The sequence below is a fragment of the Pseudomonas sp. AC016 genome, from assembly GCF_979253365.1.
In genome coordinates this window covers 3,994,610-4,020,014 of the sequence record NZ_CEEDCC010000001.1, presented here as the reverse complement: position 1 = coordinate 4,020,014, position 25,405 = coordinate 3,994,610, and the positions used below count along the sequence as shown (strand labels likewise).

Here is a 25,405-nt window from a genome sequence, read left to right as displayed (position 1 = left end):
AGCAGGAGTGAATCATGCGCCCAAGGCTTCGCCTTTAAAAAGTGCCGTATGCGCCGAATGACCGGCGCTTTTGCCCTCTACTCTCAAGCTCAAATACCCCAGTGGGCTTTCAATTCAGGCGTCTTGCGCACTGCGCCCGGAATGGCCATCAGCATCGGCAGGCTCAGGGTGAAGCAACTGCCTTGTCCCGGCTCGGAATGATGGCTCAATTCACCGCCCTGCAACTCGACCAGTTTGCGGCAGATCGCCAGACCGATGCCAAGCCCGCCGTACTGACGGGTCATCGAGCCATCAACCTGGAAGAAATGCTCGTACAGCTTGACCTCGTCCAGACGGTTGAACCCGATGCCGGTGTCCATGACCTCGACGCGCAGGCGCAGGCGGTCAAGGTCTTGCGGCTGACCGCTGACCCGAACCCTGATCTCGCCTTCGCGGGTGAACTTGATGGCATTGTCCAGCAGGCACTCGACGCACTGGTACAACTTGTCGGCATCGCCACGAACCGTGGCAGGCAGCTTGTCGTCCAGATCGAAGGTCAACGCCAGCGACTTGGCCTGCGCCGGGCTGTTGAAACGTTCATGCAATTGGCCGAACAGTTCACTGACCTCAAACGCGTCGCACTCGGCATACAGCACACCAGCCTGCAGCTCGGTGAGGGTCAGAATGCCGTTGATCATGCTCATCATGTCCTGAGCGGAGCTGGCGGCGGTCTGTTGATACATCTCCAGCTCTTCACCCAGCTTCAGGGTCTGCATCAGTTCCAGAGAACCGATCACCCCGTTCATGGGCGTGCGCAACTCGTGGGTGACCGTGGCCAGAAATTCGTCCTTGAGGCGGTTGCTGGTCGCCAGTTGCTGGTTCAGACGTTCCAGATCCCTGCCGGTTGCCACCAGTGTCTGGGCCTGTTGTCGCCGGGCATGGTTGATGCGGTCGGCGAGCGCCATGGACAGCAGCGCCATTTCCAGCACAGTACCGATATGGCACGCATACATGGTCAGGAAGGTATTGGGCAATTTGCCCAGCAGCATCAAGCCGAAAATCACCCCGCCGACCATGAACACCGACCAGGCAATCACGAAGTAACGCCCTACGCGCTCGCCCTTGGCAACGGCGACGATGCCCGCCAGATAGATCACAAGCGCCCCGGCCTCGACCAGATAGGTCGCCGAACGCAACGCAGGGCCGTAGCCCAGAAACAAGGCAATACCCATGACCACGGCAGCCGCGCCGACCATCACCAGCAGCAGCTTGTCGAGCCAGGGCGCCAGACGTTTGGTCATCAGAAAGCTGCGTGAAAACTGACAGGCGAACAGCGTCGCCATCGCCATCAGAAACGGTGTCGACGCATTCGCCCACCATGGGTTATTCGGCCACAGGTATTCGATGGCGACCCCGTTGATCGACATCTGATACAGCCCGAACGACGCGACGTAGAGGATGTAATAAAGATAATCGGGGTCGCGCACGCTGATGAAGATGAACAGGTTGTAGACCAGCATCCCCAGCAGTACGCCGTAGATCAGACCGAACACGTAGATCCGAGCCGGTTGGGCCTCGATATAGGCATGGGTTGACCAGAGATTGAGCGGTCCCTGGAGCGAGCCCTCACTCTTGAGGCGCAGGTACACGGTGCGCTGCTGACCGGGCGGCACGTCCAGTTGGAAGAGGTAGTTGTTCTGTTTGAACTGGCGGCTGGCGAACGACAGCATGTCACCGGTCTGCCAGATCAGTGTCGGGCGTCCTACGGCGTCCTGTGTATAAAAGTCGACGTGATCCATCGGTGGGTACGCCAGCTCCAGCAGCCAGTCCGTATGCTGGTCGGCCGTACGGGGGCGATACGCCAGATCGACTTTCAACCAGAAAGCCGAACGCGAGTAGCCGGCATTGAAGGTGCGGGTTTGCAGAGGTCGAAACTCACGCGTGCCCGCGTCGGAGCTCACGCTTTCGATCGTCGCCTCACCCGTCGGATCTTCGAACACCTGAATCGCCCGCCCAAGCGGCAGGAACTGAGTGTTCTCATCAAACTCCACGGCATGAGCCAGCATTGGCAGCCAGACAGCAAGCATGATTAGCAGATAGCGCATTAAAGCCCCAAGGTCGGTCGTCGCGGCCACTCCATCCGTTGATGGCGACGTCCTGCAAATGTCTATCCTTGAAACAGGCTTAAGGGTGTGACCGGTACACGACAACTGCCTGTGGACACCGCGGCGGGCACGCCATTCAGCAGACTCTCGGAATAGTGAAGCATAGCCGTTAATAGCTTTAAGGCACCATCGCTTTAAAAATCAATGCGATGGCTCTATTTCGGCACTTCCAGGCCAAACATGAATTTTCTTCGGATTTAAATAGGCCGCTCGGGCGTTCAGCGCGCTCCACCCATCCGCAAGAAAATCATTCACCGACAGACGGCCCCGGAAAGGTTTAGTGATAAGCTCGCGCACCATGAATATCTATAGCTCCCGCCCCGTTGTCCTCTGCCTCTCCGGCCACGACCCTAGTGGCGGCGCCGGCATGCAGGCCGATATAGAAGCCCTGCTTGCCCAGGGTTGCCATGCCGCTCCGGTCATCACGGCGCTGACGGTTCAAGACACCGTCAATGTCAGTGATTTCCGCGTACTGGATCGCGACTGGGTGCTCGCCCAGGCGCATGCCGTCCTTAACGATTCGTGCGTTGCTGCCGTGAAGCTGGGCATGCTTGGCTCGCTGGACATGGTCGATACCGTCGTCGAGCTGCTGCGGGCCAATCCGCATCTGCCCATGGTCTGCGACCCGGTGTTGCGGGCCGGCGGCGGCGGACGGCTGGGCAAGGACGAAGTCGGCTACGCCATGCGTGAACAACTGCTTCCGCTGTCGGCCATCGCCACGCCCAACCTGCCGGAAGCCCGCATCCTTGCGGAGCTGCCTGAAGGCACGGCGGATGAATGCGCAGAAAAACTGTTGCCTTACTGCGAACATCTGCTGATCACCGGCGGGCATGGCGACGAACAACAGATCCACAATCGTCTCTATGTTCGTGGCGGCCAGACCCATACCTTTGTCTGTGAACGCTTGCCAGGCAGTTACCACGGTTCAGGCTGCACACTGGCCAGCGCTCTTGCGGGACGATTGGCACAGGGCGAGGAAATGGTCAGCGCGGTGAAATCCGCCCTCGATTACACCTGGAGAACGTTGCGCGACGCCGAGCAGCTGGGCAAGGGTCAATTCGTCCCCCGCCGTCTTCCGCTGGACTTCTGTTCGTAACGCACTGCCATGAGGGTCGATCCATGAAACTACGTGGCCTGTATGCCATTACCGACAGCCAGTTGCTGACGGGCAGATTCCTGTCTTACGTTGAAGCCGCCCTTGATGGCGGCGTGACGCTGCTGCAGTATCGGGACAAGACGGAAGACGAATCGCGCCGCCTGCGCGAAGCAACTGAACTGCTCAAGCTGTGCGAGCGTTACAAGACGCGGCTTATCATCAATGACGATGCAGAACTGGCGGCTCGTCTGGGTGTGGGCGTACATCTGGGCCAGACCGACGGCTCATTGCCCGACGCACGTGCGTTGCTGGGACACAAGGCGATTGTCGGCGCAACCTGCCACGGCAAACTGGAACTGGCCGAGCGCGCCAAGGCCGACGGGGCGACTTACGTGGCGTTCGGACGTTTCTTCAACTCCCAGACCAAACCGAACGCGCCTGCCGTGTCTCTGGACCTGATCGCTCAGGTCCGCGCCAAAGTGCACCTGCCCATCGCTGTGATCGGCGGCATCACCCTGGACAACGCCCCGCAACTGGTCGAGCACGGCGCCGACCTGCTGGCCGTCGTCCACGGCCTGTTCGGCGCCGAAACCCCACAGGAAGTCACACGCCGGGCCAAGGCATTCACCGAACTGCTGGCCAACGGCCGCTAAGCATGCCCGTGACGCTCTGTGTCACATCAAAAGCGGACGCAGAGCGTCCAGAGAGGCGTTACCACGCTGGAGCGTGGGAACGATCAGCGTAAGGTTGATGATCGTGACCATGCTCCGCGCTCATCGTTATACACAAGTCCGCCTCGACACTGATCGTGCCCATCGCTCCGCGTGGGCATGCATCCCGTGACGCTCCGCGTCACAAATGGCACAGATTGCGGATTCAGTGAGCCGAGCACATGAAGTGGATAACGCTGGAGCTTGTCCACGCATCTGCGCCACATTCGAGAGCGGACGCGGAGCGTCCTGGGAGGCATTCCCACGCAGAGCGTAGGAACGATCATCATCGTATTCTTCCAGGAGGACTTGTGTATAACGCCGAGTGCTCCGCGTGGGCATGCAGCCCGTGACGCTCTGCGTCACATCCCGGCGCGAGAGCAATCAGGGCTAAGCCTGCCCCACCAGCTTGAACTCGAAATCCGGCATGCCGGTTGCGTTCTCCAGAGCCAGCAGTGCGCGTTTGCGGTCGACGCCACCGGCATAACCGGTCAGATCACCACCCGCGCCGATGACCCGGTGGCACGGCACGATGATGGAGATCGGGTTCTTGCCGTTGGCCGTGCCCACTGCCCGTGAATGGCCAGGGCTCAAGCCCATCTTTCTTGCCATCGCTCCGTAGGAAATCATCTCGCCATAAGGAATGCGCGCCAGTTCCGCCCAGACCTGTTCCTGAAACGGCGTACCGCGCATGCGCAGCGGTACATCGAAGACCCGGCGCTCGCCGCGGAAGAACTCGGTCAGTTGCTCCTGCGCCATCCGCACGACTCTGGGCACGTGCTGATCATCGGGCATCATCACCAGACCGGGATAGTGCTTCTGGCCGATGAAGTAAACGCCAGTCAGCGCATCGTCCTCGACACGCAGGGCGATGTCGCCCAAGGGGCTTGAAAGCAGGTAGCCGGGAATCATGATGGTGTCTCCTCACGTTGATGCCAGACATGCACGGTCGCGTAGGCTCGCCACGGCGCCCACTGGCTCGCATGCTCGTTGAGCTGCGCAGCCGTCGTGCAACCCAGGCGTTTTTTGAGCACCGCATCGCCTTCGGGAAACGCATTGGGCCAGCCCAGGGCGCGCATGGCAATGTATTGCACGGTCCACTCGCCGATGCCACGAATGTGTCTCAGCGCAGCCAGTGTTTCGTCCAGCGGCACCAGCGGCTCAAGCAGGATCCGTCCCGTCGCCACTTCCTCGGCGACCGCGATGATCGCCTCGGCGCGAATGCGGATCAGGCCGGTGGCGATCAGGTCCTCATAATGCAGCGGTGCGATGGCCTGTGCGGCCGGGAACGCATGGTGCAGCCCGAATGGCGCATCGCTGACAGGCGTGCCAAATCGTTCGGCAATCCGTCCCAGAATCGCTCGGGCGTTGAGCACCGATATCTGCTGCCCGACCACCGCCCGCACCGCAATTTCGAAACCGTCGAACGCACCGGGAACACGCATGCCGTGCAGTTCACCAATCAGCGGCCCAAGGTGCGCATCGACCAGATCCGGTCGGCAGCCGGTGTCGAACACCCGCCGCACCCGCCCGAGCACCATTGCGACTGCGGATTGCAACGAGGCCGACATGGTCACCACCAACGCATGCCGCTGGGGCGCATCGGTCACGCTGATCCAGCCCGAGACCTTGCGCCCCGCATGCTCGACCTCGATGACCCGCGCATAAACGTCATCGTCCACATGCTCGACTCCGGCAATGCAGCGATGCGCGAGAAACGCCACCACACCTTTCCATGAAAATGGTGGCCGGTAGGACAGTTCGAAGCGCAGCTCGGCGTCGTCGGTTTTGTGCGCTGCCTTCCTCAGCCGCGTCGGATTCAGGCCGTAGCGCGTCTGAAAGACATCATTGAAACGTCGCACGCTGCCAAAACCTGCCGCCAGCGCCACCTCGGTCATGGACAATCCGGTGTCGGTCAACAGGCGCTTGGCAATCAACAAACGTTGCGTCTGTGCGAAATCAATCATCGAGACGCCAAACTCGGCTTCAAAAATCCGTCGCAGGTGCCGTGCCGTGACACCGACTCGCTCAGCCAACGCATCCAGTGTTCTGCCACTCAGAAAGCCCTCCTCTATCAACCGGGCCGCGGCCTGTGCCAGCCTGCTCGACATGTCCAGAAGGCTTTGTCCGGGTGCCAGTTCAGGGCGGCAACGCAGGCACGGACGAAACCCCGCCTGCTCGGCAGCCGCAGATGTTCTGTAGAAACTGCAGTTTCTGGCCTGCGGCGCACGCACCGGGCACATCGGCCGGCAATAAATACCGGTGGACGACACGCCCATGAAAAACCAGCCGTCAAACCGGCGGTCCCTGGCGATAAACGCGGCGTAGCAGATAGTGGGATCGAGAGTGTTCATGGGCAGACTCTATTCCAGGCTCCGGCAAAAGTCTGGCTGAATTCGGACATGTGCATCTGACCGGCTCTCATCATTTGTTATAGTGGCGCCTCCTGCGCTTTCTCTGGCTCACGCCTCTCCAATAAAGCAGTCACTGCTCACCTCGGCTGACGCCAGCGTAGACCCGACTTCCTCGTTTCAAAGCAGAGACCCGATCATGTCCCGTTCCGAAACACTGTTCGCCAATGCTCAAAAACATATTCCCGGTGGCGTGAACTCGCCGGTTCGTGCGTTCAAGAGCGTGGGTGGCACGCCGCTGTTCTTCAAGCACGCTGCGGGCGCTTACGTGACTGACGAAGACGACAAACGCTACGTTGATTACGTCGGCTCATGGGGCCCGATGATTCTTGGCCACAGCCACCCGGAAGTGCTCGACGCAGTGCGCAGCCAACTGGAACACGGCCTGTCCTACGGCGCACCGACCGCCATGGAAACCGAGATGGCCGATCTGGTCTGCTCGCTGGTGCCGTCGATGGAAATGGTGCGCATGGTCAGCTCCGGCACCGAAGCCACCATGAGCGCCATCCGTCTGGCCCGTGGCTATACCGGCCGCGACAGCATCATCAAGTTCGAAGGCTGCTACCACGGCCACTCCGACAGCCTGCTGGTCAAGGCCGGTTCCGGCGCACTGACCCTGGGCGTACCGAGTTCGCCCGGCGTGCCTGCAGCCTTTGCCAAACACACCCTGACCGTGCCGTTCAATGACCTGGAAGCCGTGCGTGACATGCTCGCGCAAGTGGGCCAGGAAGTCGCGTGCATCATCGTCGAGCCGGTGGCCGGCAACATGAACTGCGTACCGCCAGCGCCGGGCTATCTGCAAGGCCTGCGCGACCTGTGCGACGAGCACGGCGTGGTACTGATCTTCGACGAAGTCATGACCGGTTTCCGCGTTGCCCTCGGCGGTGCCCAGGCTTACTACGGCGTGACGCCAGACCTGAGCACCTTCGGCAAGATCATCGGCGGTGGCATGCCGGTCGGCTGCTTCGGCGGCAAACGCGAAATCATGTCGCACATCGCCCCGCTCGGCCCGGTCTATCAGGCAGGCACGCTGTCCGGCAACCCGCTGGCAATGGCTGCCGGTCTGACCACGCTGCGCCTGATCAGCCGTCCGGGCTTTCACGATGAACTGAGCGATTACACCCGTCGTCTGCTGGAAGGCCTGCAACAGCATGCCGATGCCGCTGGCATTGCGTTCGTGACCACCCAGGCGGGCGGCATGTTCGGCCTGTATTTCAGCGATGCCAGGGAAATCGTCACCTTTCAGGACGTGATGACCAGTGACGCCGACCGCTTCAAGCGCTTCTTCCATCTGATGCTCGAAGGCGGTGTGTATCTGGCGCCAAGCGCGTTCGAAGCAGGCTTCACTTCCATTGCCCATGGCGATGCCGAATTGCAGCTGACGCTGGACGCTGCCGAAAAGGCCTTCGCTGCGCTTAAATAAGCCGCTGCGGATGATTCGTGCAGGCAAGTTTTGCCTGCACGAATCATATCGATGAATGAAACTGAACGTTGTTGCAGCAATTAGCTTCTACACTGCAATGCGATTGACGTGATCAATCGACGCAAACATGGGAAACGACTGTCTTGCTTCAGGGTTTTTCGCCTGAGGGTTCGTAGTTTTTTACTGGCCGTGCAGCAGAAAATCCGTAAAGACTTTGTAAGGTTGGCTCTGCTTATTTCATAATGCGCAGCCAGCACGTTTAGCTGGTCGGGCACGCCCGCACCTTTTTCAGAGGTAAGTCGACTTCCATGAACCGCACCGGCCGCACCCTTGCATTGGGCTGCCTGTTGCTTGTCTATCCTCTGCTGGCTACTGCCGGCAGCAACTCGTTGTTGATCCCAGCGATGGGTCGCTGCACCCTCAATACTCAGCCTGAGAACCTGCCCGCTGCACTTGCAGCCTGTCAGCAGGCCGCTCAATCCGGGGATGCACAGGCGCAGTACGAGTTGGGTGAGTTTTATTACGAAGGCAAGAATGTACCTCGCGATCTGCCACAGGCCCTCGGTTATTTCGAGCAGGCTTCGTTGCAGGGTCACGCGCAGGCGCAATATCAGTTGGGCCTGATGTTCAGTCGCGGCGAAGGTGTGCAGGCCAATAACATCCAGGCCTATATCGTGCTGAAGATGGCAGCGGTCAACGGATCTGAAGATGCACTGGACGCAGCGGACGAAGTTTCGGCAAAAATGAAGCGCGACGAGCTGGAAGTCGCCACTCAGGTACTGGGACAGATTTTCCGCAAATACCTCATGGAACTGCAAACGGCCGAAGGTCGCAGCCCATTCTCTCCATTGCCCTGATCGATTGTCTTCAGGGCAACAGTCTCGACTCTCTGGTTATTTTTCCGGCATCGGCATGGGAAACGGCATCACATTGCTGACGCCCTTCGCTTCGCTGATCTTCGGCGTGCCCATGCGCTCGACTTCATCGATACGCACGATCGAATGCATCGGCACGAAACTGCGCACCACGCCTTCGAACTGGGCCTTGAGCTTTTCTTCGCTCGGGTCGACCACCACTGTCGTGCGCTCGCCGAAGACGAACTCTTCCACTTCCAGAAAACCCCACAGATCGCTTTGATAGATCTGCTTGGCGTACATCTCGAACACCTGGCCCTGGTTGAGGAAAATCACCTTGTAGATTGGAGCTTCGCGTTTGGTCATGGTTGGCGGGTAACGATTCGCGGATGAAAAAGGGGCACGCACTATAGCATGCCCGTCGGATCGCCCCTAGGAACCCAAGCGTATCGCCCCTATAATGCGCGGTTCTTTGAACCAGCTGATGATCACGAATGGCCAAGAAGCTTTATATCGAAACCCACGGTTGCCAGATGAACGAGTACGACAGCTCGCGCATGGTCGACCTGCTGGGCGAACATCAGGCCCTGGAAGTCACCGCCCGCGCGGAAGACGCCGACGTGATCCTGCTTAACACCTGCTCGATTCGCGAGCGCGCCCAGGACCGGGTTTACTCCCAACTGGGCCGCTGGCGCGAACTGAAACTGGCCAAGCCGGAAATGGTGATCGCCGTTGGCGGCTGTGTAGCCAGTCAGGAAGGCGCGGCCATCCGCGACCGCGCGCCCTACGTGGACGTGGTCTTCGGCCCGCAGACCCTGCACCGCCTGCCGGAAATGATCGACGCCGCACGTATCACGCGCCTGCCGCAGGTCGACGTCTCGTTCCCGGAAATAGAAAAATTCGACCATTTGCCCGAGCCACGCGTCGATGGCCCGAGTGCCTACGTGTCGGTGATGGAAGGCTGCAGCAAGTACTGCACGTTCTGCGTGGTGCCTTACACCCGTGGCGAAGAGGTCAGCCGACCGTTCGATGACGTGCTGACCGAAGTCATTCATCTGGCGGAAAACGGTGTGCGCGAAGTCACGCTGCTGGGTCAGAACGTCAACGGTTATCGCGGTGCCATGCACGACGGGCGTGTCGCAGACCTGGCGGACCTGATCCGCGTGGTCGCCGCTGTCGATGGCATCGACCGCATTCGCTACACCACGTCGCACCCGCTGGAGTTTTCCGACAGCCTGATCCAGGCCCACGCCGAGGTGCCTGAGCTGGTCAAACACCTGCATTTGCCGGTGCAGTCGGGCTCGGACCGTATTCTGGCGGCCATGAAGCGCAACCACACCACGCTGGAATACAAGTCCAAGCTGCGCAAGCTCAAGGCCGCCGTGCCGGGCATCTGCATCAGCTCCGACTTTATCGTCGGCTTTCCGGGTGAAACCGAGAAAGACTTCGAAAACACCATGAAGCTGATCGAGGACGTCGGTTTCGACTTCTCGTTCTCGTTCGTCTACAGCCCGCGCCCCGGCACACCGGCGGCCGATCTGAAAGACGAAACGCCGGAAGCCCTGAAGAAAGAACGTCTGGCCGCGCTGCAACACCGGCTCAACCAGCAGGGATTCGAGATCAGCCGACAGATGGTTGGCAGCACCCAGCGCATCCTGGTGACCGACTACTCCAAGAAGGACCCCGGCGAGCTGCAGGGCCGTACCGAGAACAACCGGATCGTCAATTTCCGCTGCGACAACCCGAAACTGATCGGCCAGTTCGCCGATGTGCATATCGATGACGCACAGCCTCATTCCCTGCGCGGATCTCTGCTTCAATAACCCTTGCACCCCGTCGCGGAAACGAATGGCCGAATGAATTCGTTTCCGTGCGGTCCCTACCATTGAGCACGGTGAATCCTCCATGCAGAAGGCAAGGCTTTCGCCTGACCACCGCCAGGGAGTATTCTTCAATACATCTCAATTGCCGCCGGACGGCCATTAAAAGACCTTGAACGCACCCATAGAACCTCATCGTTTCACCCTCGAACCCTTCGAGGCCCATCGTTTCGCCAACCTGTGCGGGCAACTCGACGAGCATCTGCGCTTGATCGAACAACGCCTGGACATCGAGATCCGCAATCGCGGCAATCAGTTCGAGCTTATTGGCGACTCCAAACACACCACCTCGGCCGAAAATCTGTTGCGCCGTCTGTACCGGGAGACCAAGGGTACAGACCTGACGCCGGACATGGTTCACCTGTTCCTGCAGGAATCAGGCGTCGACGGGCTGGACAATCACCCGGCCGCCGAAGTCGGCGTTGCGCTGCGCACCAAAAAGGGCATGATCCGCCCGCGTGGCATCAACCAGCAGCGCTACGTCAAAGAGATCCTCGGCAACGACATCAACTTTGGCATCGGCCCTGCCGGTACCGGCAAGACCTACCTCGCTGTCGCCTGCGCAGTCGATGCGCTGGAGCGTGAGCAGATCCGTCGCATCCTGCTGGTGCGCCCTGCGGTTGAAGCGGGTGAAAAACTCGGCTTCCTGCCCGGCGACCTCGCCCAGAAGATCGACCCGTACTTGCGACCGCTTTACGACGCGCTCTACGAGATGCTCGGCTTCGAGGTCGTTGCCAAGCTGATCGAGAAACAGGTCATTGAAGTGGCACCGCTGGCTTACATGCGCGGACGCACCCTTAATAACAGCTTCATCATTCTCGACGAAAGTCAGAACACCACCGTCGAGCAGATGAAGATGTTCCTGACCCGTATCGGCTTCGGCTCCACCGCCGTGATCACCGGCGACATCACTCAGGTCGACTTGCCCAAGGGCACCAAGTCGGGTCTGACGCATGTCATCGATGTGCTCAAGGACGTGCCGGGCATCAGCTTCACGCACTTCAAGCCCAAGGACGTGGTTCGCCACCCGTTGGTGCAACGCATCGTTGAAGCCTACGAGCGCTTCGATGATCGTTTCAGCGACGGCTCGTCGAGCAACAACAGTTACTCTCGGGACAAGAACCGCGATGCTTGAGCTGGACCTGCAAGTCGCAAGCGAAACCCCTGCGCCGACCGAAGCCCAGTTCCGCCTCTGGTGTGAAATGGGCCTGCGTCAGCGCAGTGCCGACTCCGAACTGACCATCAGACTGGTCGATGAAGTCGAAGGGCGTGAACTCAATCACACCTGGCGGCACAAGGATTACGCCACCAACGTGCTGTCCTTCCCGGCCGACGTACCGGATGACATGCTGGACATCCCGTTGCTGGGCGATCTGGTCATCTGCGTACCGGTGGTGAATCGCGAAGCGACTGAACAGAACAAGGCCGTGGACGCCCACTGGGCGCACATGGTGATTCATGGCTGTCTTCATCTGCTGGGTTACGACCATATCGATGATGAAGAAGCCGAAGAGATGGAAGCGCTGGAACGAACGTTGCTTGATGAGTTGGGCTATCCCGACCCTTATGCCGACGACGACACCGAACCTCAACATTCAGAAACATCAAGCAAGGACCACGAGTAAGGGCTATGAGCGAAGACCGATCGAGCAACGGACAAAAGTCATGGCTGGGTAAACTGACCCAGGCTTTTGTCCATGAGCCGAAAAACCGCCAGGAGCTGCTTGAGCTGCTGCGCGAAGCCCACCAGAACAAATTGCTGGACAGCGAAGCGCTGGCCATCGTCGAGGGAGCCATCCAGGTTGCCGACCTGCAGGTACGCGACATCATGGTGCCGCGCTCGCAGATGATCAGCATCAAGGCGACCCAGACACCCCGCGAATTCCTTCCCGCCGTCATCGATGCCGCGCACTCGCGCTATCCGGTGATCGGCGAAAGTCATGACGACGTCCTCGGCGTGCTGCTGGCCAAGGATCTGCTGCCGCTGATCCTCAAGCCCGACGGCGACAGTGACGATGTCAAGAAACTGCTGCGCCCGGCGACCTTCGTGCCGGAGTCCAAGCGTCTCAACGTTCTGTTGCGCGAATTCCGCGCCAACCACAACCACATGGCCATCGTCATCGACGAGTACGGCGGTGTGGCAGGTCTGGTGACGATTGAAGACGTGCTGGAACAGATCGTCGGCGACATCGAAGACGAGCATGACGTCGAGGAAGACAGTTTCATCAAGCCGCTGCCCAGCGGTGACTTCCTGGTCAAGGCACTCACGCCGGTCGAAAACTTCAACGAGTTCTTCGACAGCGAGTTTTCCGACGAAGAGTTCGACACCGTCGGCGGCCTCGTGATGAATGCTTTCGGCCACCTGCCCAAGCGCAACGAAATCACCGAAATCGGTGCCTATCGTTTCCGCATCCTGAGCGCAGACAGCCGTCGCATCCACTTGCTGCGTCTGAGCCCCATCAATCGCCCGTAAAACCACCCTGATGCCGCTTTAAGGAACCTACATGCGCTGGATTACGCGTCCCGGCTGGCCCGGCAACCTGCTGGCCGTCGTCGCTGGCGGACTCACGACCCTGGCATTGGCACCGTTCAATGCCTGGCCACTGATCCTGGTGGCAGTCGCGGTGTTTTATCTGGGGCTGCGCGAACTGAGTCCGCGCCAGGCGCTGGGACGCGGCTGGTGCTACGGCTTCGGTCTGTTCGGCGCTGGTACCAGCTGGATCTACGTCAGCATTCACACCTACGGCGGCGCTTCGGTGCTGCTGGCCGGGTTGTTGATGCTGGCGTTCATCGCCGCCATCGCACTGTTCTTCGCCCTTCCCGCCTGGGTCTGGGCGCGCTGGCTGCGGCGTAACGAAGCGCCGTTGGCCGATGCGCTGGCGTTCTCTGCACTGTGGTTGGGCCAGGAAGCTTTTCGCGGCTGGTTCCTTACCGGTTTCCCCTGGCTGTATTCCGGCTACAGCCAGCTCGACGGACCGCTGGCAGGACTTGCACCGGTGGGCGGCGTCTGGCTGATTTCCTTCGCACTGGGCCTGACCGCTGCATTGCTGTGCAACCTGCACCGCTTGCGGGCGCGCAAGTCGTTTCTGGCGATTGGCGTGCTGCTGTTGCTGGCCCCCTGGGTCGCCGGACTGGCACTCAAGGGCTATGCCTGGACATCACCGTCCGGCAAGCCACTCAAAGTGGTCACCCTGCAGGGCAACATCGAGCAAAGCATGAAGTGGGACCCGCAGAAGCTTAACGACCAGTTGGCGCTGTACCGCGACATGACCTTCAGGTCGCAACAGGCCGACCTGATCGTATGGCCGGAAACCGCCGTACCTGTGCTCAAGGAAAGCGCCGAAGGCTATCTGTCGATGATGGGCAAATTCGCCTCCGAGCGTGGCGCGGCGCTGATCACTGGCGTGCCAGTACGCGAACTGACCGGGCGTGGCGAATACCGTTACTACAACGGCATCACCGTGGTCGGCCAGGGTGACGGCACCTATTACAAGCAGAAACTCGTTCCATTCGGCGAATACGTGCCGCTGCAGGACGTATTACGCGGTTTGATCGCGTTCTTCGACCTGCCGATGTCGGACTTCGCCCGAGGCCCGGACGATCAGGCACTGCTGCAGGCCAAGGGTTATCACATCGCACCCTTCATCTGCTACGAAGTGGTCTATCCCGAGTTTGCCGCAGGCCTGTCGGCCCAGAGCGATCTGTTGCTGACGGTCAGTAACGACACCTGGTTCGGCACTTCGATCGGCCCGCTGCAGCATTTGCAGATGGCCCAGATGCGCGCGCTTGAAGCCGGACGCTGGATGATCCGCGCTACCAACAATGGCGTGACAGGACTCATCGATCCGTTCGGCAGGATCACCGTGCAGATTCCGCAGTTCGAGCGTGGCGTGTTGTATGGCGACGTAGTGCCGATGCAAGGCCTGACGCCTTACCTGCACTGGCGTTCGTGGCCTCTGGCGGTTGTCTGCCTGCTGCTGTTTGGCTGGGCCTTGCTCGCAGCTCGCATCTCCAAGACGGTCTGATCGGGCTTCAGAGCAATCCCGGACTGCGGGATTGCTCCTGGCTGCTGCCTAAGGGTAAATCAGCGGATAGACCAGCAAGCCCATCGCTTCGTTGAGCAACACGCCGCTCTGCATGAACACCCGGTTCTCCGGCAGCCAGCCGCCGAACGGCCGGGCATTGTCCACGCCCAGAAAACCCACGGGCGCACCCACCACGGTAAAACCGGCCTTCTCGAAACTCCAGCGCGCCCTCGGCATGTGCCAGGCCTGCGTCACCAGCACGACTCGCTTGATGCCCTGGGGCTGAAGAATACCGGCGGTCAGCGTAGCGTTTTCCCAGGTCGTCCGGCTCAGACCTTCCTGCCAGCGCACGGCGACGCCGAAATCATCCTGCAGCGACTGCGCCATGATCGCCGCTTCACTGGGAGGCTCGTCATAGTGCAGGCCGCCCGTTGTCAGCACGGGCAGCCCGGACGCCTTGGACAGGCGCGCCGCCAGCCGCAGCCGCTCCAGACCAATACCCGTGGGTACATCGCCGCCCCAGGTCGGCGAGTTGCGCTCGCGCCCGCTGCCCAGCACCACAATCGCGTCGGCCTGCTGTGCCAGACTCGCCCACTGGGCCTGCGGCAGAGGCGCAACCTGCTCCATGCTGCCTGCGCCCCATTCCACGACAACCGGCAGGCTCATCAGCCACAACCCGCCAAGGCCGATCACGAAGCACACGGCAGCAATACGCGGCCGCGAACGTCGCAACCACCAGGCAAGAATCAGCAATAGAAATAGAATGCCGGGAGGCAGAAGAAGGGTCTTGAGCAGGTAACGCAAAGGCATCGGACATCTCCAGAGATGCCCGAAGCCTAAAAGGTTTGAAGCTAAGCAACAATGCTTAAAAGGCAGGCCCGCAGCCTGCCGGGGGAAAGACTGATCGTCGTATCAGTTGTTGCGGCCTGACCGCATCGATGACCTGCCACGCTTTCGATCTTTCAGCCAGATGATAGTGGCTGATTGTCCAGGCGCCCTGGCCAAACTGGTCTGCTCCGGTGATCGCGTGAAACTGCCCTTTGACTTACCCTTGACAGCCCCGTTTGCCGCCATCGTGCCTTTTTCAAGGTAGGCCTCGATCAGCTCGAACTCGGCACTGCTCAACCCTTTGAGCTCAAGTACGGCAGGCGACTCGTTTCGGAGCCGAACCGCAGTACTTGCCATTTCAAGAGCAAGCCCGAGACGATCGATCAAACGTTCATACAGCTCATAAGTGCTTACAGTGTGCTGCAACTCTGTCATCCGCTCACCTCACTGAAGATAGAACATACCCTCGAGAATGAGCTTAGCGCTGCTGCCGGAACAGGCGGATAAGTGCGACCAACGGCCAGAGACGGCGGTTGGACGGGGCCGTGGCTGCCGCGCATAGCAATCAGGACTCCCTCGATAGACGGCGCTCATGTATGCTACGACGCTTCCTGCCATTCCACTTCCGCTCTCTTGAGCCTGTACGCACCGCACAGACAGTTGCAATTGTCCGGCAAGCGGTGCAGACCTGACTCGGCGAAGCAATGAAGAGGTCAAGGGTCACTAATCTTTAGTCAAAAGTAGCCATGCACGAACTCTATCAGCCCCGCGAAATCGAAGCCGCCGCCCAGACCTTCTGGGAAGAGCAAAAGTCTTTTGAAGTCAGTGAACAGCCAGGCAAGGAAACCTACTATTGCCTGTCGATGTTCCCTTACCCCAGCGGCAAGCTGCACATGGGTCATGTGCGCAACTACACCATCGGTGATGTGATCTCCCGCTACCAGCGCATGCTGGGCAAGAACGTCCTGCAGCCACTGGGCTGGGACGCTTTCGGCATGCCGGCGGAAAACGCGGCCATCGACAACAACGTCGCACCGGCCAAGTGGACCTACGAAAACATCGATTACATGAAGACCCAGCTCAAGAGCCTGGGTCTGGCCATCGACTGGTCGCGTGAAATCACCACCTGCAAGCCTGACTACTATCGCTGGGAACAATGGCTGTTCACTCGCCTGTTCGAAAAAGGCGTGATCTACCGCAAGAACGGCACCGTGAACTGGGACCCCGTCGATCAGACCGTTCTGGCCAACGAGCAGGTCATCGACGGTCGCGGCTGGCGTTCGGGCGCGCTGATCGAGAAGCGCGAAATCCCGATGTACTACTTCAAGATCACCGCCTACGCGGATGAGCTGCTGGAGAGCCTCGACGAATTGCCGGGCTGGCCTGAACAGGTCAAGACCATGCAGCGCAACTGGATCGGCAAATCCCGCGGCATGGAAGTGCAGTTCCCGTACGACCAGACCAGCATCGGCGAAGCCGGCACGCTGAAAGTCTTCACCACCCGTCCCGACACGCTGATGGGCGCGACCTACGTGGCAGTGGCCGCCGAGCACCCGCTCGCGACCCTGGCGGCGAAGGAAGACGCGCAACTGCAAGCGTTCATCGATGAATGCAAGGGCGGCAGCGTTGCTGAAGCGGACGTTGCCACTCAGGAAAAGAAAGGCCTGCCGACCTCGCTGTTCGTCGAGCACCCGCTGACCGGCGAGAAGCTGCCGGTCTGGGTCGCCAACTACGTATTGATGCATTACGGCGACGGCGCGGTCATGGCTGTGCCTGCACACGACGAGCGTGACTTCGAATTCGCCACCAAGTATCACCTGCCGATCAAGGCCGTAGTGCGCACCAGCGCAGGCGACGAAAGCCCCGCGCCGTGGCAGGAAGCCTATGGCGAGCACGGACCGCTGATCAATTCGGGCGAATTCGACGGCCTGGACTTCACCGCTGCGTTCGACGCGATGGAAGCTGCGCTGGTCAGGAAAGGCCTGGGCCAGTCACGCACCCAGTTCCGCCTGCGCGACTGGGGCATCAGCCGCCAGCGCTACTGGGGCTGCCCGATCCCGATCGTGCACTGCGACACCTGTGGTGACGTGCCGGTCCCTGAAGATCAATTGCCCGTGGTGTTGCCGGAAGATGTGGTGCCGGACGGCGCAGGTTCGCCGCTGGCGCGCATGCCCGAGTTCTACGAGTGCAAGTGCCCGAAATGCGGCGCACCGGCCAAGCGTGAAACCGACACCATGGACACCTTCGTCGAGTCCTCCTGGTACTACGCACGCTACGCTTCCCCGCATTACGAGGGTGGCCTGGTCGAGCCAAACGCCGCCAACCACTGGCTGCCGGTCGATCAGTACATCGGCGGTATCGAACACGCCATCCTGCACCTGCTGTACGCACGCTTCTTCCACAAGCTGATGCGCGACGAAGGTCTGGTGACGTCCAACGAGCCGTTCAAGAACCTGCTGACCCAGGGCATGGTCAACGCAGAAACCTACTTCCGCATGGAAACCAGCGGCAAGAAGACCTGGATCAACCCGGCCGATGTGACGCTCGAGCGTGACGCCAAGGCCAAGGTCATCAGTGCCAGACTGACCAGCGACGGTCTGCCGGTTGAAATCGGCGGCACCGAAAAAATGTCGAAGTCGAAGAAAAACGGCATCGACCCGCAGACCATGATCGATCAGTACGGCGCAGATACCTGCCGCCTGTTCATGATGTTCGCCTCGCCACCTGACATGAGCCTGGAATGGTCCGATTCCGGCGTTGAAGGCTCGAGCCGCTTCCTGCGTCGCGTCTGGCGTCTGGCACAGGCCCATGTCGCACAGGGTGTGTCCGGCAAGCTGGATACGGCCGCGTTGAGCGATGATCAGAAGGCTATCCGCCGTTCGATTCATCAGGCGATCAAACAGGCGAGCCAGGATATTGGTCAGAACCAGAAGTTCAACACTGCCATTGCCCAGGTGATGACGCTGATGAACGTGCTGGAAAAAGTCCCGCAAGCTACTGCGCAGGATCGCGCCCTGCTTCAGGAAGGACTGGAAACCGTCACCCTGCTGCTGGCGCCGATCACGCCGCACATCAGCCACGAGCTGTGGAAGGAACTGGGCCACACAACGCCAGTCATTGATGCAGGCTGGCCTGCGCTGGATGAAAGCGCTCTGGTGCAGGACACGCTGCAACTGGTGATCCAGGTCAACGGCAAGCTGCGCGGTCACATCGAGATGCCCGCCAGCGCCAGCCGCGAAGAAGTGGAAGCCGCTGCCCGGGTCAACGAGAACGTACTGCGCTTCATTGATGGCCTGACGATCCGCAAGGTCATCGTTGTGCCAGGAAAACTGGTCAATATCGTCGCAAGCTGATGAGATCGGGCACCCGGCAGACCGGGTGCCGAACATATTTCCAAGGGACGCGAAGTCGGCCCACAAGGATTCAAGGGGAGCATCAAGATGATCAAACGCAATTTGCTGGTGATGGGCCTTGCCGTTCTGCTGAGCGCCTGCGGCTTTCATCTGCGTGGCACCGGCACGACCGATCTGGCCATCAAGGAACTGGATGTCAGCGCGCGCAATGCCTACGGCGAAACCGTTACCCAGCTCACGCGTGTACTGACCAGCTCCGGCGTGAAGGTCTACACCGGCGCGCCGTACAAGCTGGTGCTGGTCAACGAAGCCGAAACACAACGTAACGCCAGCTTCAGCGGCTCGGGCCGTTCGGCCGAGTACCAGCTGACCACGACGCTCAACTATGAAGTGCGTGGCGAGAAAGACCGCTTCCTGCTCGGCGACAAGGTCAGCGTGGACCGTTCCTACGTACACGATGGCAACAACCTGACCGGCTCCGATCAGGAAGCGGCTCAGGTACGTGGCGAAATGCGCAACGAGCTGATTCAGAGAATGATGGCGCGCCTGCAGCAACTGACGCCGTCTCGTCTGGACGAACTGCAGGCCAAGGCCGACGCAGTTGCCAAGGCTGAGGCCGACGCTCTGGAAGAAGCTCAGCGCATTCGTGACTCAACACCTCAACAGTCGCCTGTTGAAATCCCGAACAGGTAAATGTCCGGGGGTCGGTTCGCCGGCCCCGGCATCCTTTCGACGATGAAACTCGCCCCCGCCCAACTCGGCAAACACCTGCAAGGTACGCTCGCACCGGTCTACGTGATCAGTGGTGACGACCCGTTGCTCTGCCAGGAAGCTGCCGACGCCATCCGCACAGCGGCCCGCCAGCAAGGTTTCGACGAACGCCAGGTGTTCAGCGCCGATGCCAGCTTTGACTGGGGTACGCTGCTGCAGGCCGGCGCCAGCATGTCGCTGTTTGCCGAACGTCGCCTTCTGGAGCTGCGTCTGCCTTCCGGCAAGCCCGGTGACAAGGGTGCCGCTGCACTGATCGAATACTGCGCCCGGCCTGCCGAAGACACGCTGCTTCTGATCAGCCTGCCCAAGCTCGACGGCAGCGCGCAGAAAACCAAATGGGGCAAGGCGCTGGTCGAAGGCGCGCAAACCCAGTTTGTGCAGATCTGGCCCGTAGACATCGGCCAGTTGCCGCAATGGATTCGTCAGCGCCTGTCACAGGCAGGGCTTGCGGCAACTCAGGATGCGGTCGAACTGATTGCCGCACGTGTCGAAGGCAACCTGCTGGCCGCTGCGCAGGAAATCGAAAAGCTCAAGCTGATGGCCGAGGACGGGCAGATTACCGTCGAAACCGTACAGGCGGCGGTGGCCGACAGTGCGCGTTTTGATGTGTTCGGCCTGACCGATGCCGTACTCAATGGCGAAGCGGCACATGCCTTGCGCATGCTGGAAGGGCTTCGCGGCGAAGGGGTCGAAACGCCGGTGATTCTCTGGGCGCTCACCCGCGAGCTGCGTGCGCTGGCTAACATGTCCCTGCAATTCAGCCAGGGCGTGCCGATGGACAAGATATTCAGCTCAGCCCGTCCGCCGGTCTGGGACAAACGCAAACCGCTGATGAGCAAGGCCCTGCAACGTCATTCAGCGAAGCGCTGGAGCCAGTTGCTCATGGATGCGCAACGTATCGATGCGCAGATCAAGGGTCAGGCAGCAGGCTCGCCATGGAGCAGCCTGAGTCGGCTGGCGCTGTTGATGGCCGGACAACGATTGCCGTTGCCAGCGGAGTGACCCCGTGTCAGACGCATTCTTTCAGCTGTTTTTCGAAATCCCGCTTCGTTATATCTGCTATCCCATCGGCTGGCCTATCGTGCGGATCGTGACGTGGGGTAAATACCCGAAGAAAGGCTCCTGGCTCAAAGACAACTGGCAAGCCGGATGGACCAGCGCCACCGGATTCGTGATTCTGGTGTTTTCTATCGTCGCACTGTTCGTGCATTGAGCAAGTGGGTGCCGTCAGCAACGGCATACACCCGCCAACCGAAGCGCAGCCGTCCTGAAAAAAAACGGTTTTTCAGCAGCCCGCGACACCCCGTCACTCCCTGCCCTTTTTACTTATCCCCTTCATTCAGGCTAAATGGCGGGGTTGATCACTCGACACGAACGGAACCTGTGATGTCTCAACGACGCACAACAACGGTCTGGATTGCCTGCTTTGCAGTGCTGTTCAGTCTGCTGGCCATGCCACTGTCACCCAGCACGCCACGCGTGACCGGGGAGCAGGTGCTGTGGGGGACGTTCTGTGGTGGCGGCGGCACGCGGCTGGTCGCCATTCCGTTGATTGAAGCCTCGCAGGGCATGCCTGACGGGCAACAACATCAGTCCGCGATGCAGCATTGTCCGTGCTGCTCGGGATCGGTGTTCGTGGTCATTGCGCCCGGCTTCAGCCACGGGCTGGTGGCGCGTCTGGAGCCCGAGCGCTTCGCGCCTGCGATTTTTCTGATCCACGCTTCGCCGCGCCTGCAATGGCCGAGCGCCAATCCGCGAGCCTCTCCGCCGGTCTGATACACCGTTTGTTCGTGCCTCGATGCACCTGAATGGATTGACCGGAGAACCCCGATGCTCAAGAAAGCCCTCGTGCTGGCCGCTCTGCTGCTGCCTGCCTGTTTCGCCCACGCTCACCAGTACACCGCTGGCCAGATCATGATCGCCCACCCATGGTCCATGGAGCTGCCGCCCAATGCGCCAACCGTAGCCGCCTATTTCGTGCTCGAAAACAAAGGTGACACAGGCGACCGACTGCTAGGCGTCGACACCCCGATCGCAGGTCAGGCCCAACTGCATGAACACATTCAGGCAGATGGCCTGATGAAAATGCAGCAGGTGCAGACCGTAGACGTGCCTGCCGGGGCGACCGTGACCTTCGCGCCCATGGCCTGGCACGTGATGCTGCTGGACATCAAAGACCGCTCGAAGCTGCTCGTCGGACAACGCTTTCCAATGACACTGCATTTCGAGAAGGCCGGAGATGTTCAGGTGCAGGTCGTGGTACAAAAGCAGGCACCCGAACACCAGCACTGAGTAGCCTTCCAGATTGAGCGCCATGCGCCGAGACCGCGAACAATCAGACGTCCCAGGTAAACACCGGGGTGCGTGGCTGAGCCTGTTCGCCATGTTGATGATCTTCATCGGTCCACTGATTTCCCAGTCGATGCCGATGAATCAGCACGCCGGTATGTCGATGCCGCCTGCCATGTCGATGGACATGGGCAGTTCGGCAGACACCCATGCTCATCACGGCAGTGAACACGCCACTGCGACTGATGCAGGCGCGAGCGACCATGCGCTGTGGGCCAAATGCGGTTACTGCACGCTGCTGTTCAGTTGCCCTGCGCTTCCCTATGTCCCGGTGCTGGTCGCAGCGGCTCCGCCCGGGCATGCAGACTTTTTCGCAGCGCAGCCCCTGCTCGGGCATGCGCGGCGAGCGATCTTCCCCAATGCCCGGAGTCGGGCACCCCCAACGCTGTTCACAGCCTGAAACCAGAAAATTTCATGACCGTACGCAGCCAGCGGCTGCGCGCAGGTTGTGCTGTGTTATCCCTATTCGGGAGCGTTGACCGTGTCAAAACCCACCGTTTCTTTCTATAACCTGGCCTGGCGATGGCATTTTTACGCCGGATTGTTTGTTGCGCCCTTCATGATTCTGTTGTCGCTGACCGGGATGATTTACCTGTTCAAGCCGCAGCTCGACAACCTGATGTACAGCGATTTGCTGAGCGTGACACCTGCTCACCATCAGATCAGTGCCGATGAGTTGCAACAGCGCGTACTGAGCACTTACCCACAGGCTGCCATCAGCAAGTATTTCCCACCCGTGAGCGCCGAAGGCAGCGCGCAGTTCGTGATTCTTGATGAGGGCCGTGAGGTAAACGTCTTCGTCGATCCGTATCGCGGTGAAATCCTGGGCACTCAGGACGCAAAGCAGAACCTGCAGGCCATTGCCCGCGCGCTGCATGGCGAGCTGATGATCGGCACTGTCGGTGACCGGCTGATCGAACTGGCGGCAGGCTGGGGCATCATGCTGGTGATTTCCGGGCTGTACCTCTGGTGGCCACGGGGCTCACGCGTCGCAGGCGTGCTATGGCCCCGGCTGACTGCGCGAGGTCGCGTGCTGTGGAAGGACCTGCATGCGGTGACTGGCTTCTGGGGATCACTGATTCTGCTGTTCATGCTGCTCAGCGGCATGACCTGGACCGGCATGTGGGGCAAACAGTACGCAGCGGTCTGGAATACCTTCCCGGCTGCAATGTGGACCGATGTGCCGAAGTCCACGCAAATGGCCGGCGAACTCAACACCGCCAGCACCCAGACCGTGCCGTGGGCAATGGAAAACACACCGATGCCGCAATCGACCGGTGAGCATGCCGAGCACATGCATCAGCACGGCATGTCGACAGAGCCGGCAGCGCCGAAGATCAGCCTGCAACAGGTGGTCGACATCGCAACCGCCAAGGGCATCGAGCCTGGCTACAGCATCACTGCTCCCAAGACTGCCGAAGGCGTGTTTACCGTATCGGTGTTTGCCGATGATCCACGCAACGACGCCACCCTGCATATCGACCAGTACAACGGCAAGGTGCTGGCTGATGTGGGCTGGCAGGATTACAGCCTGGTTTCACGGGCAACCGAGATGGGCGTGATGCTGCACGAAGGGAAGTTTTTCGGCTGGATCAACCAGTTGCTGATCTTCCTCGCCTGTCTGATGATCCTGCTCAGCGCCGTCAGCGGGCTGGTGATCTGGTGGAAACGTCGTCCCCAGGGCGGCCTCGGCGTACCGCCACTGCGCCACGACCTGCCGCGCTGGAAAACCGCCATGGTGATCATGTTTGGGATTGCGGTCGTGTTTCCGCTGGTTGGAGTTTCGTTGGTGGTCGTCTGGCTATTTGACCGAATAGTTTTCTCCCGCTTTGCTAATTCCTCGGCAGCAGCTTAAATTGCACGCGGCGGGGCCTGAAACCGGCGGGCGGTTTTGTGATGAATTCCTCACCTGACAGGATCAGGTCTCGTTCTTTCAAGTTACAAAAAAGCCGCCTTCGGGCGGCTTTTCTCGTTATGCGCACCCTGCGCACCAATATTGCCCCTCGCTTCGCACCAGCCTCCCCTGCCAGCTCCACTTCAGTGCACTCCGATGGCTGCGACGCTCCCGAAGGCCCGTTCCAAAGCGTTTTCTCAGGCTGGGCACAGCCTTTGCTTGGAAGGCTTCAGAGAGTCGTTCTGCCAATCCAAAAAAAACAGATCAACGGAGCCCGTCCAATGAAACGTCGCAGCCTGATCAAAGCCTTCACCCTGTCCGCATCCATCGCAGCCATGGGCCTTTCATGGACCGTTCAGGCCGCCGAAACCATCAAGGTCGGCATCCTGCATTCGCTTTCCGGCACCATGGCCATTTCCGAGACTTCGCTGAAAGACATGGCGCTGATGACCATTGACGAGATCAATGCGAAAGGCGGCGTGAACGGCAAGATGCTGGAGCCGGTGGTCGTAGACCCGGCCTCCAACTGGCCGCTGTTCGCCGAAAAGGGCCGTCAGCTGCTGACTCAGGACAAGGTCGCCGTGGTGTTCGGCTGCTGGACCTCCGTTTCGCGCAAATCGGTCCTGCCGGTCTTCGAAGAACTCAACGGTCTGTTGTTCTACCCGGTTCAGTACGAAGGCGAAGAGATGTCGCCGAACGTGTTCTACACCGGTGCAGCGCCCAACCAGCAAGCCATTCCTGCGGTCGAGTACGTGATGAGCGAAGACGGCGGCGAAGCCAAGCGCTTCTTCCTGCTGGGCACCGACTACGTCTACCCGCGTACCACCAACAAGATTCTGCGCGCCTTCCTGCATTCCAAAGGCGTGAAGGACAGCGACATCGAAGAGGTCTACACCCCGTTCGGCCACGCCGATTACCAGACCATCGTGGCGAACATCAAGAAGTTCTCCGCTGGCGGCAAGACGGCGGTCATCTCCACCGTCAACGGCGACTCCAACGTGCCGTTCTACAAGGAACTGGCCAACCAGGGCCTGAAAGCCACCGACGTACCGGTCGTGGCTTTCTCGGTCGGCGAAGAAGAACTGCGCGGCATCGACACCAAACCGCTGGTTGGTCACCTCGCGGCCTGGAACTACTTCCAGTCGGTCGAGAACCCGGTCAACAAGAAGTTCGTCGCTGACTGGAAAGCCTACGCCAAGAAGAAAAACCTGCCGGGCGCTGACAAGGCCGTGACCAACGACCCGATGGAAGCCACGTACGTCGGTATCCACATGTGGGCGCAGGCGGTCGAGAAAGCCAAGTCCACCGACGTCGACAAGGTTCGTGAAGCCATGGCCGGACAGACCTTTGCTGCGCCGTCCGGCTTCACCCTGACCATGGACAAGACCAACCATCACCTGCATAAGCCGGTGATGATCGGTGAAGTCGAGGAAAACGGTCAGTTCAACGTGGTCTGGCAGACCAAGGAGCCGATCCGCGCCCAGCCGTGGAGCCCGTACATCCCTGGCAACGACAAGAAGCCGGACCATGCGGTGAAGAGCAACTGATCAGCGCTCATATGATCGTTCCCACGCTCCTGCGTGGGAACGCCGCTCAGGGCGCTCCGCGTCCGCTCTGGAACGTGACGCAGAGCGTCTCGGGCGGCATGCCAATGCGGACCATCGGCA

Annotated in this window: 24 protein-coding genes; 18 read left to right on the top strand and 6 right to left on the bottom strand. The window is 60.2% G+C overall.

The features are described from left to right. Positions 1 to 89: 89 nt before the first annotated feature. On the bottom strand, positions 90 to 2,084 hold the full coding sequence (locus AC0IXS_RS18085; protein WP_471825340.1) for a sensor histidine kinase: 1,995 nt from the start codon (positions 2,082 to 2,084) through the stop codon (positions 90 to 92). 358 nt (positions 2,085 to 2,442) lie between these two features. Here AC0IXS_RS18085 and AC0IXS_RS18080 point away from each other — a divergent pair, with 358 nt between their 5' ends. Continuing rightward, positions 2,443 to 3,240 carry a hydroxymethylpyrimidine/phosphomethylpyrimidine kinase gene (locus AC0IXS_RS18080; protein ID WP_057411161.1) on the top strand — a complete coding sequence of 266 codons (798 nt, stop codon included), beginning with the start codon at positions 2,443 to 2,445 and terminating at the stop codon, positions 3,238 to 3,240. Positions 3,241 to 3,263: 23 nt separating this feature from the next. Then, positions 3,264 to 3,893, top strand: a complete 630-nt coding sequence (gene thiE, locus AC0IXS_RS18075) for a thiamine phosphate synthase (RefSeq protein WP_471825338.1) — start codon at positions 3,264 to 3,266, stop codon at positions 3,891 to 3,893. Positions 3,894 to 4,340: 447 nt separating this feature from the next. On the opposite strand, the gene AC0IXS_RS18070 is transcribed toward thiE, so the two are convergent. Further along, a complete protein-coding gene (locus AC0IXS_RS18070; protein ID WP_057411159.1) occupies positions 4,341 to 4,862 on the bottom strand; it encodes a methylated-DNA--[protein]-cysteine S-methyltransferase in 522 nt (173 codons plus the stop codon). Next, a complete protein-coding gene (locus tag AC0IXS_RS18065) occupies positions 4,859 to 6,304 on the bottom strand; it encodes a DNA-3-methyladenine glycosylase 2 family protein (protein WP_471825335.1) in 1,446 nt (481 codons plus the stop codon). The genes AC0IXS_RS18070 and AC0IXS_RS18065 overlap by 4 nt, the downstream gene beginning before the upstream one ends. Before the next feature lie 196 nt (positions 6,305 to 6,500). Between AC0IXS_RS18065 and hemL the strand changes: the two genes are divergently transcribed. Then, positions 6,501 to 7,784 carry a glutamate-1-semialdehyde 2,1-aminomutase gene (hemL, locus tag AC0IXS_RS18060; protein WP_471825333.1) on the top strand — a complete coding sequence of 428 codons (1,284 nt, stop codon included), beginning with the start codon at positions 6,501 to 6,503 and terminating at the stop codon, positions 7,782 to 7,784. Positions 7,785 to 8,092: 308 nt separating this feature from the next. Then, positions 8,093 to 8,641 (top strand): tetratricopeptide repeat protein, encoded by a 549-nt coding sequence (locus AC0IXS_RS18055; RefSeq protein ID WP_025994147.1) that lies wholly within the window; start codon positions 8,093 to 8,095, stop codon positions 8,639 to 8,641. A 36-nt stretch (positions 8,642 to 8,677) separates the two neighbouring features. On the opposite strand, the gene AC0IXS_RS18050 is transcribed toward AC0IXS_RS18055, so the two are convergent. Further along, complete coding sequence (locus tag AC0IXS_RS18050) at positions 8,678 to 9,004, bottom strand: DUF1820 family protein (RefSeq protein WP_004885057.1); 327 nt, start codon at positions 9,002 to 9,004, stop codon at positions 8,678 to 8,680. Positions 9,005 to 9,132: 128 nt separating this feature from the next. Here AC0IXS_RS18050 and miaB point away from each other — a divergent pair, with 128 nt between their 5' ends. The 5 genes from miaB to lnt all read left to right on the top strand — a co-directional run bounded on the left by miaB (position 9,133) and on the right by lnt (position 14,543). Continuing rightward, positions 9,133 to 10,461: a tRNA (N6-isopentenyl adenosine(37)-C2)-methylthiotransferase MiaB gene (gene miaB, locus AC0IXS_RS18045; protein WP_025994146.1), complete on the top strand. Its 1,329-nt coding sequence runs from the start codon at positions 9,133 to 9,135 to the stop codon at positions 10,459 to 10,461. A 169-nt stretch (positions 10,462 to 10,630) separates the two neighbouring features. Further along, a complete protein-coding gene (locus tag AC0IXS_RS18040; RefSeq protein ID WP_029244270.1) occupies positions 10,631 to 11,653 on the top strand; it encodes a PhoH family protein in 1,023 nt (340 codons plus the stop codon). After that, positions 11,646 to 12,143 carry an rRNA maturation RNase YbeY gene (ybeY, locus tag AC0IXS_RS18035; protein WP_004885062.1) on the top strand — a complete coding sequence of 166 codons (498 nt, stop codon included), beginning with the start codon at positions 11,646 to 11,648 and terminating at the stop codon, positions 12,141 to 12,143. The genes AC0IXS_RS18040 and ybeY overlap by 8 nt, the downstream gene beginning before the upstream one ends. 5 nt (positions 12,144 to 12,148) lie before the next feature. Next, positions 12,149 to 12,991, top strand: a complete 843-nt coding sequence (locus AC0IXS_RS18030; protein WP_025994144.1) for an HlyC/CorC family transporter — start codon at positions 12,149 to 12,151, stop codon at positions 12,989 to 12,991. A gap of 31 nt (positions 12,992 to 13,022) precedes the next feature. Next, positions 13,023 to 14,543, top strand: a complete 1,521-nt coding sequence (gene lnt, locus AC0IXS_RS18025; RefSeq protein ID WP_471825329.1) for an apolipoprotein N-acyltransferase — start codon at positions 13,023 to 13,025, stop codon at positions 14,541 to 14,543. A gap of 48 nt (positions 14,544 to 14,591) precedes the next feature. On the opposite strand, the gene AC0IXS_RS18020 is transcribed toward lnt, so the two are convergent. Then, a complete protein-coding gene (locus tag AC0IXS_RS18020; protein WP_057410077.1) occupies positions 14,592 to 15,353 on the bottom strand; it encodes a YdcF family protein in 762 nt (253 codons plus the stop codon). Between the two features lie 102 nt (positions 15,354 to 15,455). Then, the gene (locus tag AC0IXS_RS18015; RefSeq protein WP_471825327.1) at positions 15,456 to 15,806 is read right to left on the bottom strand and encodes a hypothetical protein; all 351 of its coding nucleotides are present in this window, start codon (positions 15,804 to 15,806) and stop codon (positions 15,456 to 15,458) included. Between the two features lie 311 nt (positions 15,807 to 16,117). Here AC0IXS_RS18015 and leuS point away from each other — a divergent pair, with 311 nt between their 5' ends. The 9 genes from leuS to urtA all read left to right on the top strand — a co-directional run bounded on the left by leuS (position 16,118) and on the right by urtA (position 25,285). Beyond that, positions 16,118 to 18,724, top strand: a complete 2,607-nt coding sequence (gene leuS / locus AC0IXS_RS18010; protein ID WP_191953994.1) for a leucine--tRNA ligase — start codon at positions 16,118 to 16,120, stop codon at positions 18,722 to 18,724. A gap of 87 nt (positions 18,725 to 18,811) precedes the next feature. Next, positions 18,812 to 19,417, top strand: coding sequence for an LPS-assembly lipoprotein LptE (locus tag AC0IXS_RS18005; protein WP_004885073.1), 606 nt, complete (start codon positions 18,812 to 18,814; stop codon positions 19,415 to 19,417). Between the two features lie 42 nt (positions 19,418 to 19,459). Beyond that, positions 19,460 to 20,497, top strand: coding sequence for a DNA polymerase III subunit delta (holA, locus tag AC0IXS_RS18000; protein ID WP_025994139.1), 1,038 nt, complete (start codon positions 19,460 to 19,462; stop codon positions 20,495 to 20,497). 4 nt (positions 20,498 to 20,501) lie between these two features. Further along, on the top strand, positions 20,502 to 20,708 hold the full coding sequence (locus AC0IXS_RS17995; protein ID WP_025994138.1) for a hypothetical protein: 207 nt from the start codon (positions 20,502 to 20,504) through the stop codon (positions 20,706 to 20,708). A 173-nt stretch (positions 20,709 to 20,881) separates the two neighbouring features. Then, positions 20,882 to 21,271, top strand: coding sequence for a DUF2946 domain-containing protein (locus AC0IXS_RS17990; RefSeq protein WP_426780881.1), 390 nt, complete (start codon positions 20,882 to 20,884; stop codon positions 21,269 to 21,271). 54 nt (positions 21,272 to 21,325) lie between these two features. After that, on the top strand, positions 21,326 to 21,787 hold the full coding sequence (locus tag AC0IXS_RS17985) for a copper chaperone PCu(A)C (RefSeq protein WP_057410081.1): 462 nt from the start codon (positions 21,326 to 21,328) through the stop codon (positions 21,785 to 21,787). Positions 21,788 to 21,809: 22 nt separating this feature from the next. After that, on the top strand, positions 21,810 to 22,244 hold the full coding sequence (locus AC0IXS_RS17980) for a DUF2946 domain-containing protein (RefSeq protein WP_122668727.1): 435 nt from the start codon (positions 21,810 to 21,812) through the stop codon (positions 22,242 to 22,244). An 81-nt stretch (positions 22,245 to 22,325) separates the two neighbouring features. Further along, positions 22,326 to 23,699 carry a PepSY-associated TM helix domain-containing protein gene (locus AC0IXS_RS17975; RefSeq protein ID WP_449117098.1) on the top strand — a complete coding sequence of 458 codons (1,374 nt, stop codon included), beginning with the start codon at positions 22,326 to 22,328 and terminating at the stop codon, positions 23,697 to 23,699. A 320-nt stretch (positions 23,700 to 24,019) separates the two neighbouring features. Beyond that, on the top strand, positions 24,020 to 25,285 hold the full coding sequence (gene urtA, locus AC0IXS_RS17970; protein WP_025994132.1) for an urea ABC transporter substrate-binding protein: 1,266 nt from the start codon (positions 24,020 to 24,022) through the stop codon (positions 25,283 to 25,285). Positions 25,286 to 25,405 lie beyond the last annotated feature (120 nt).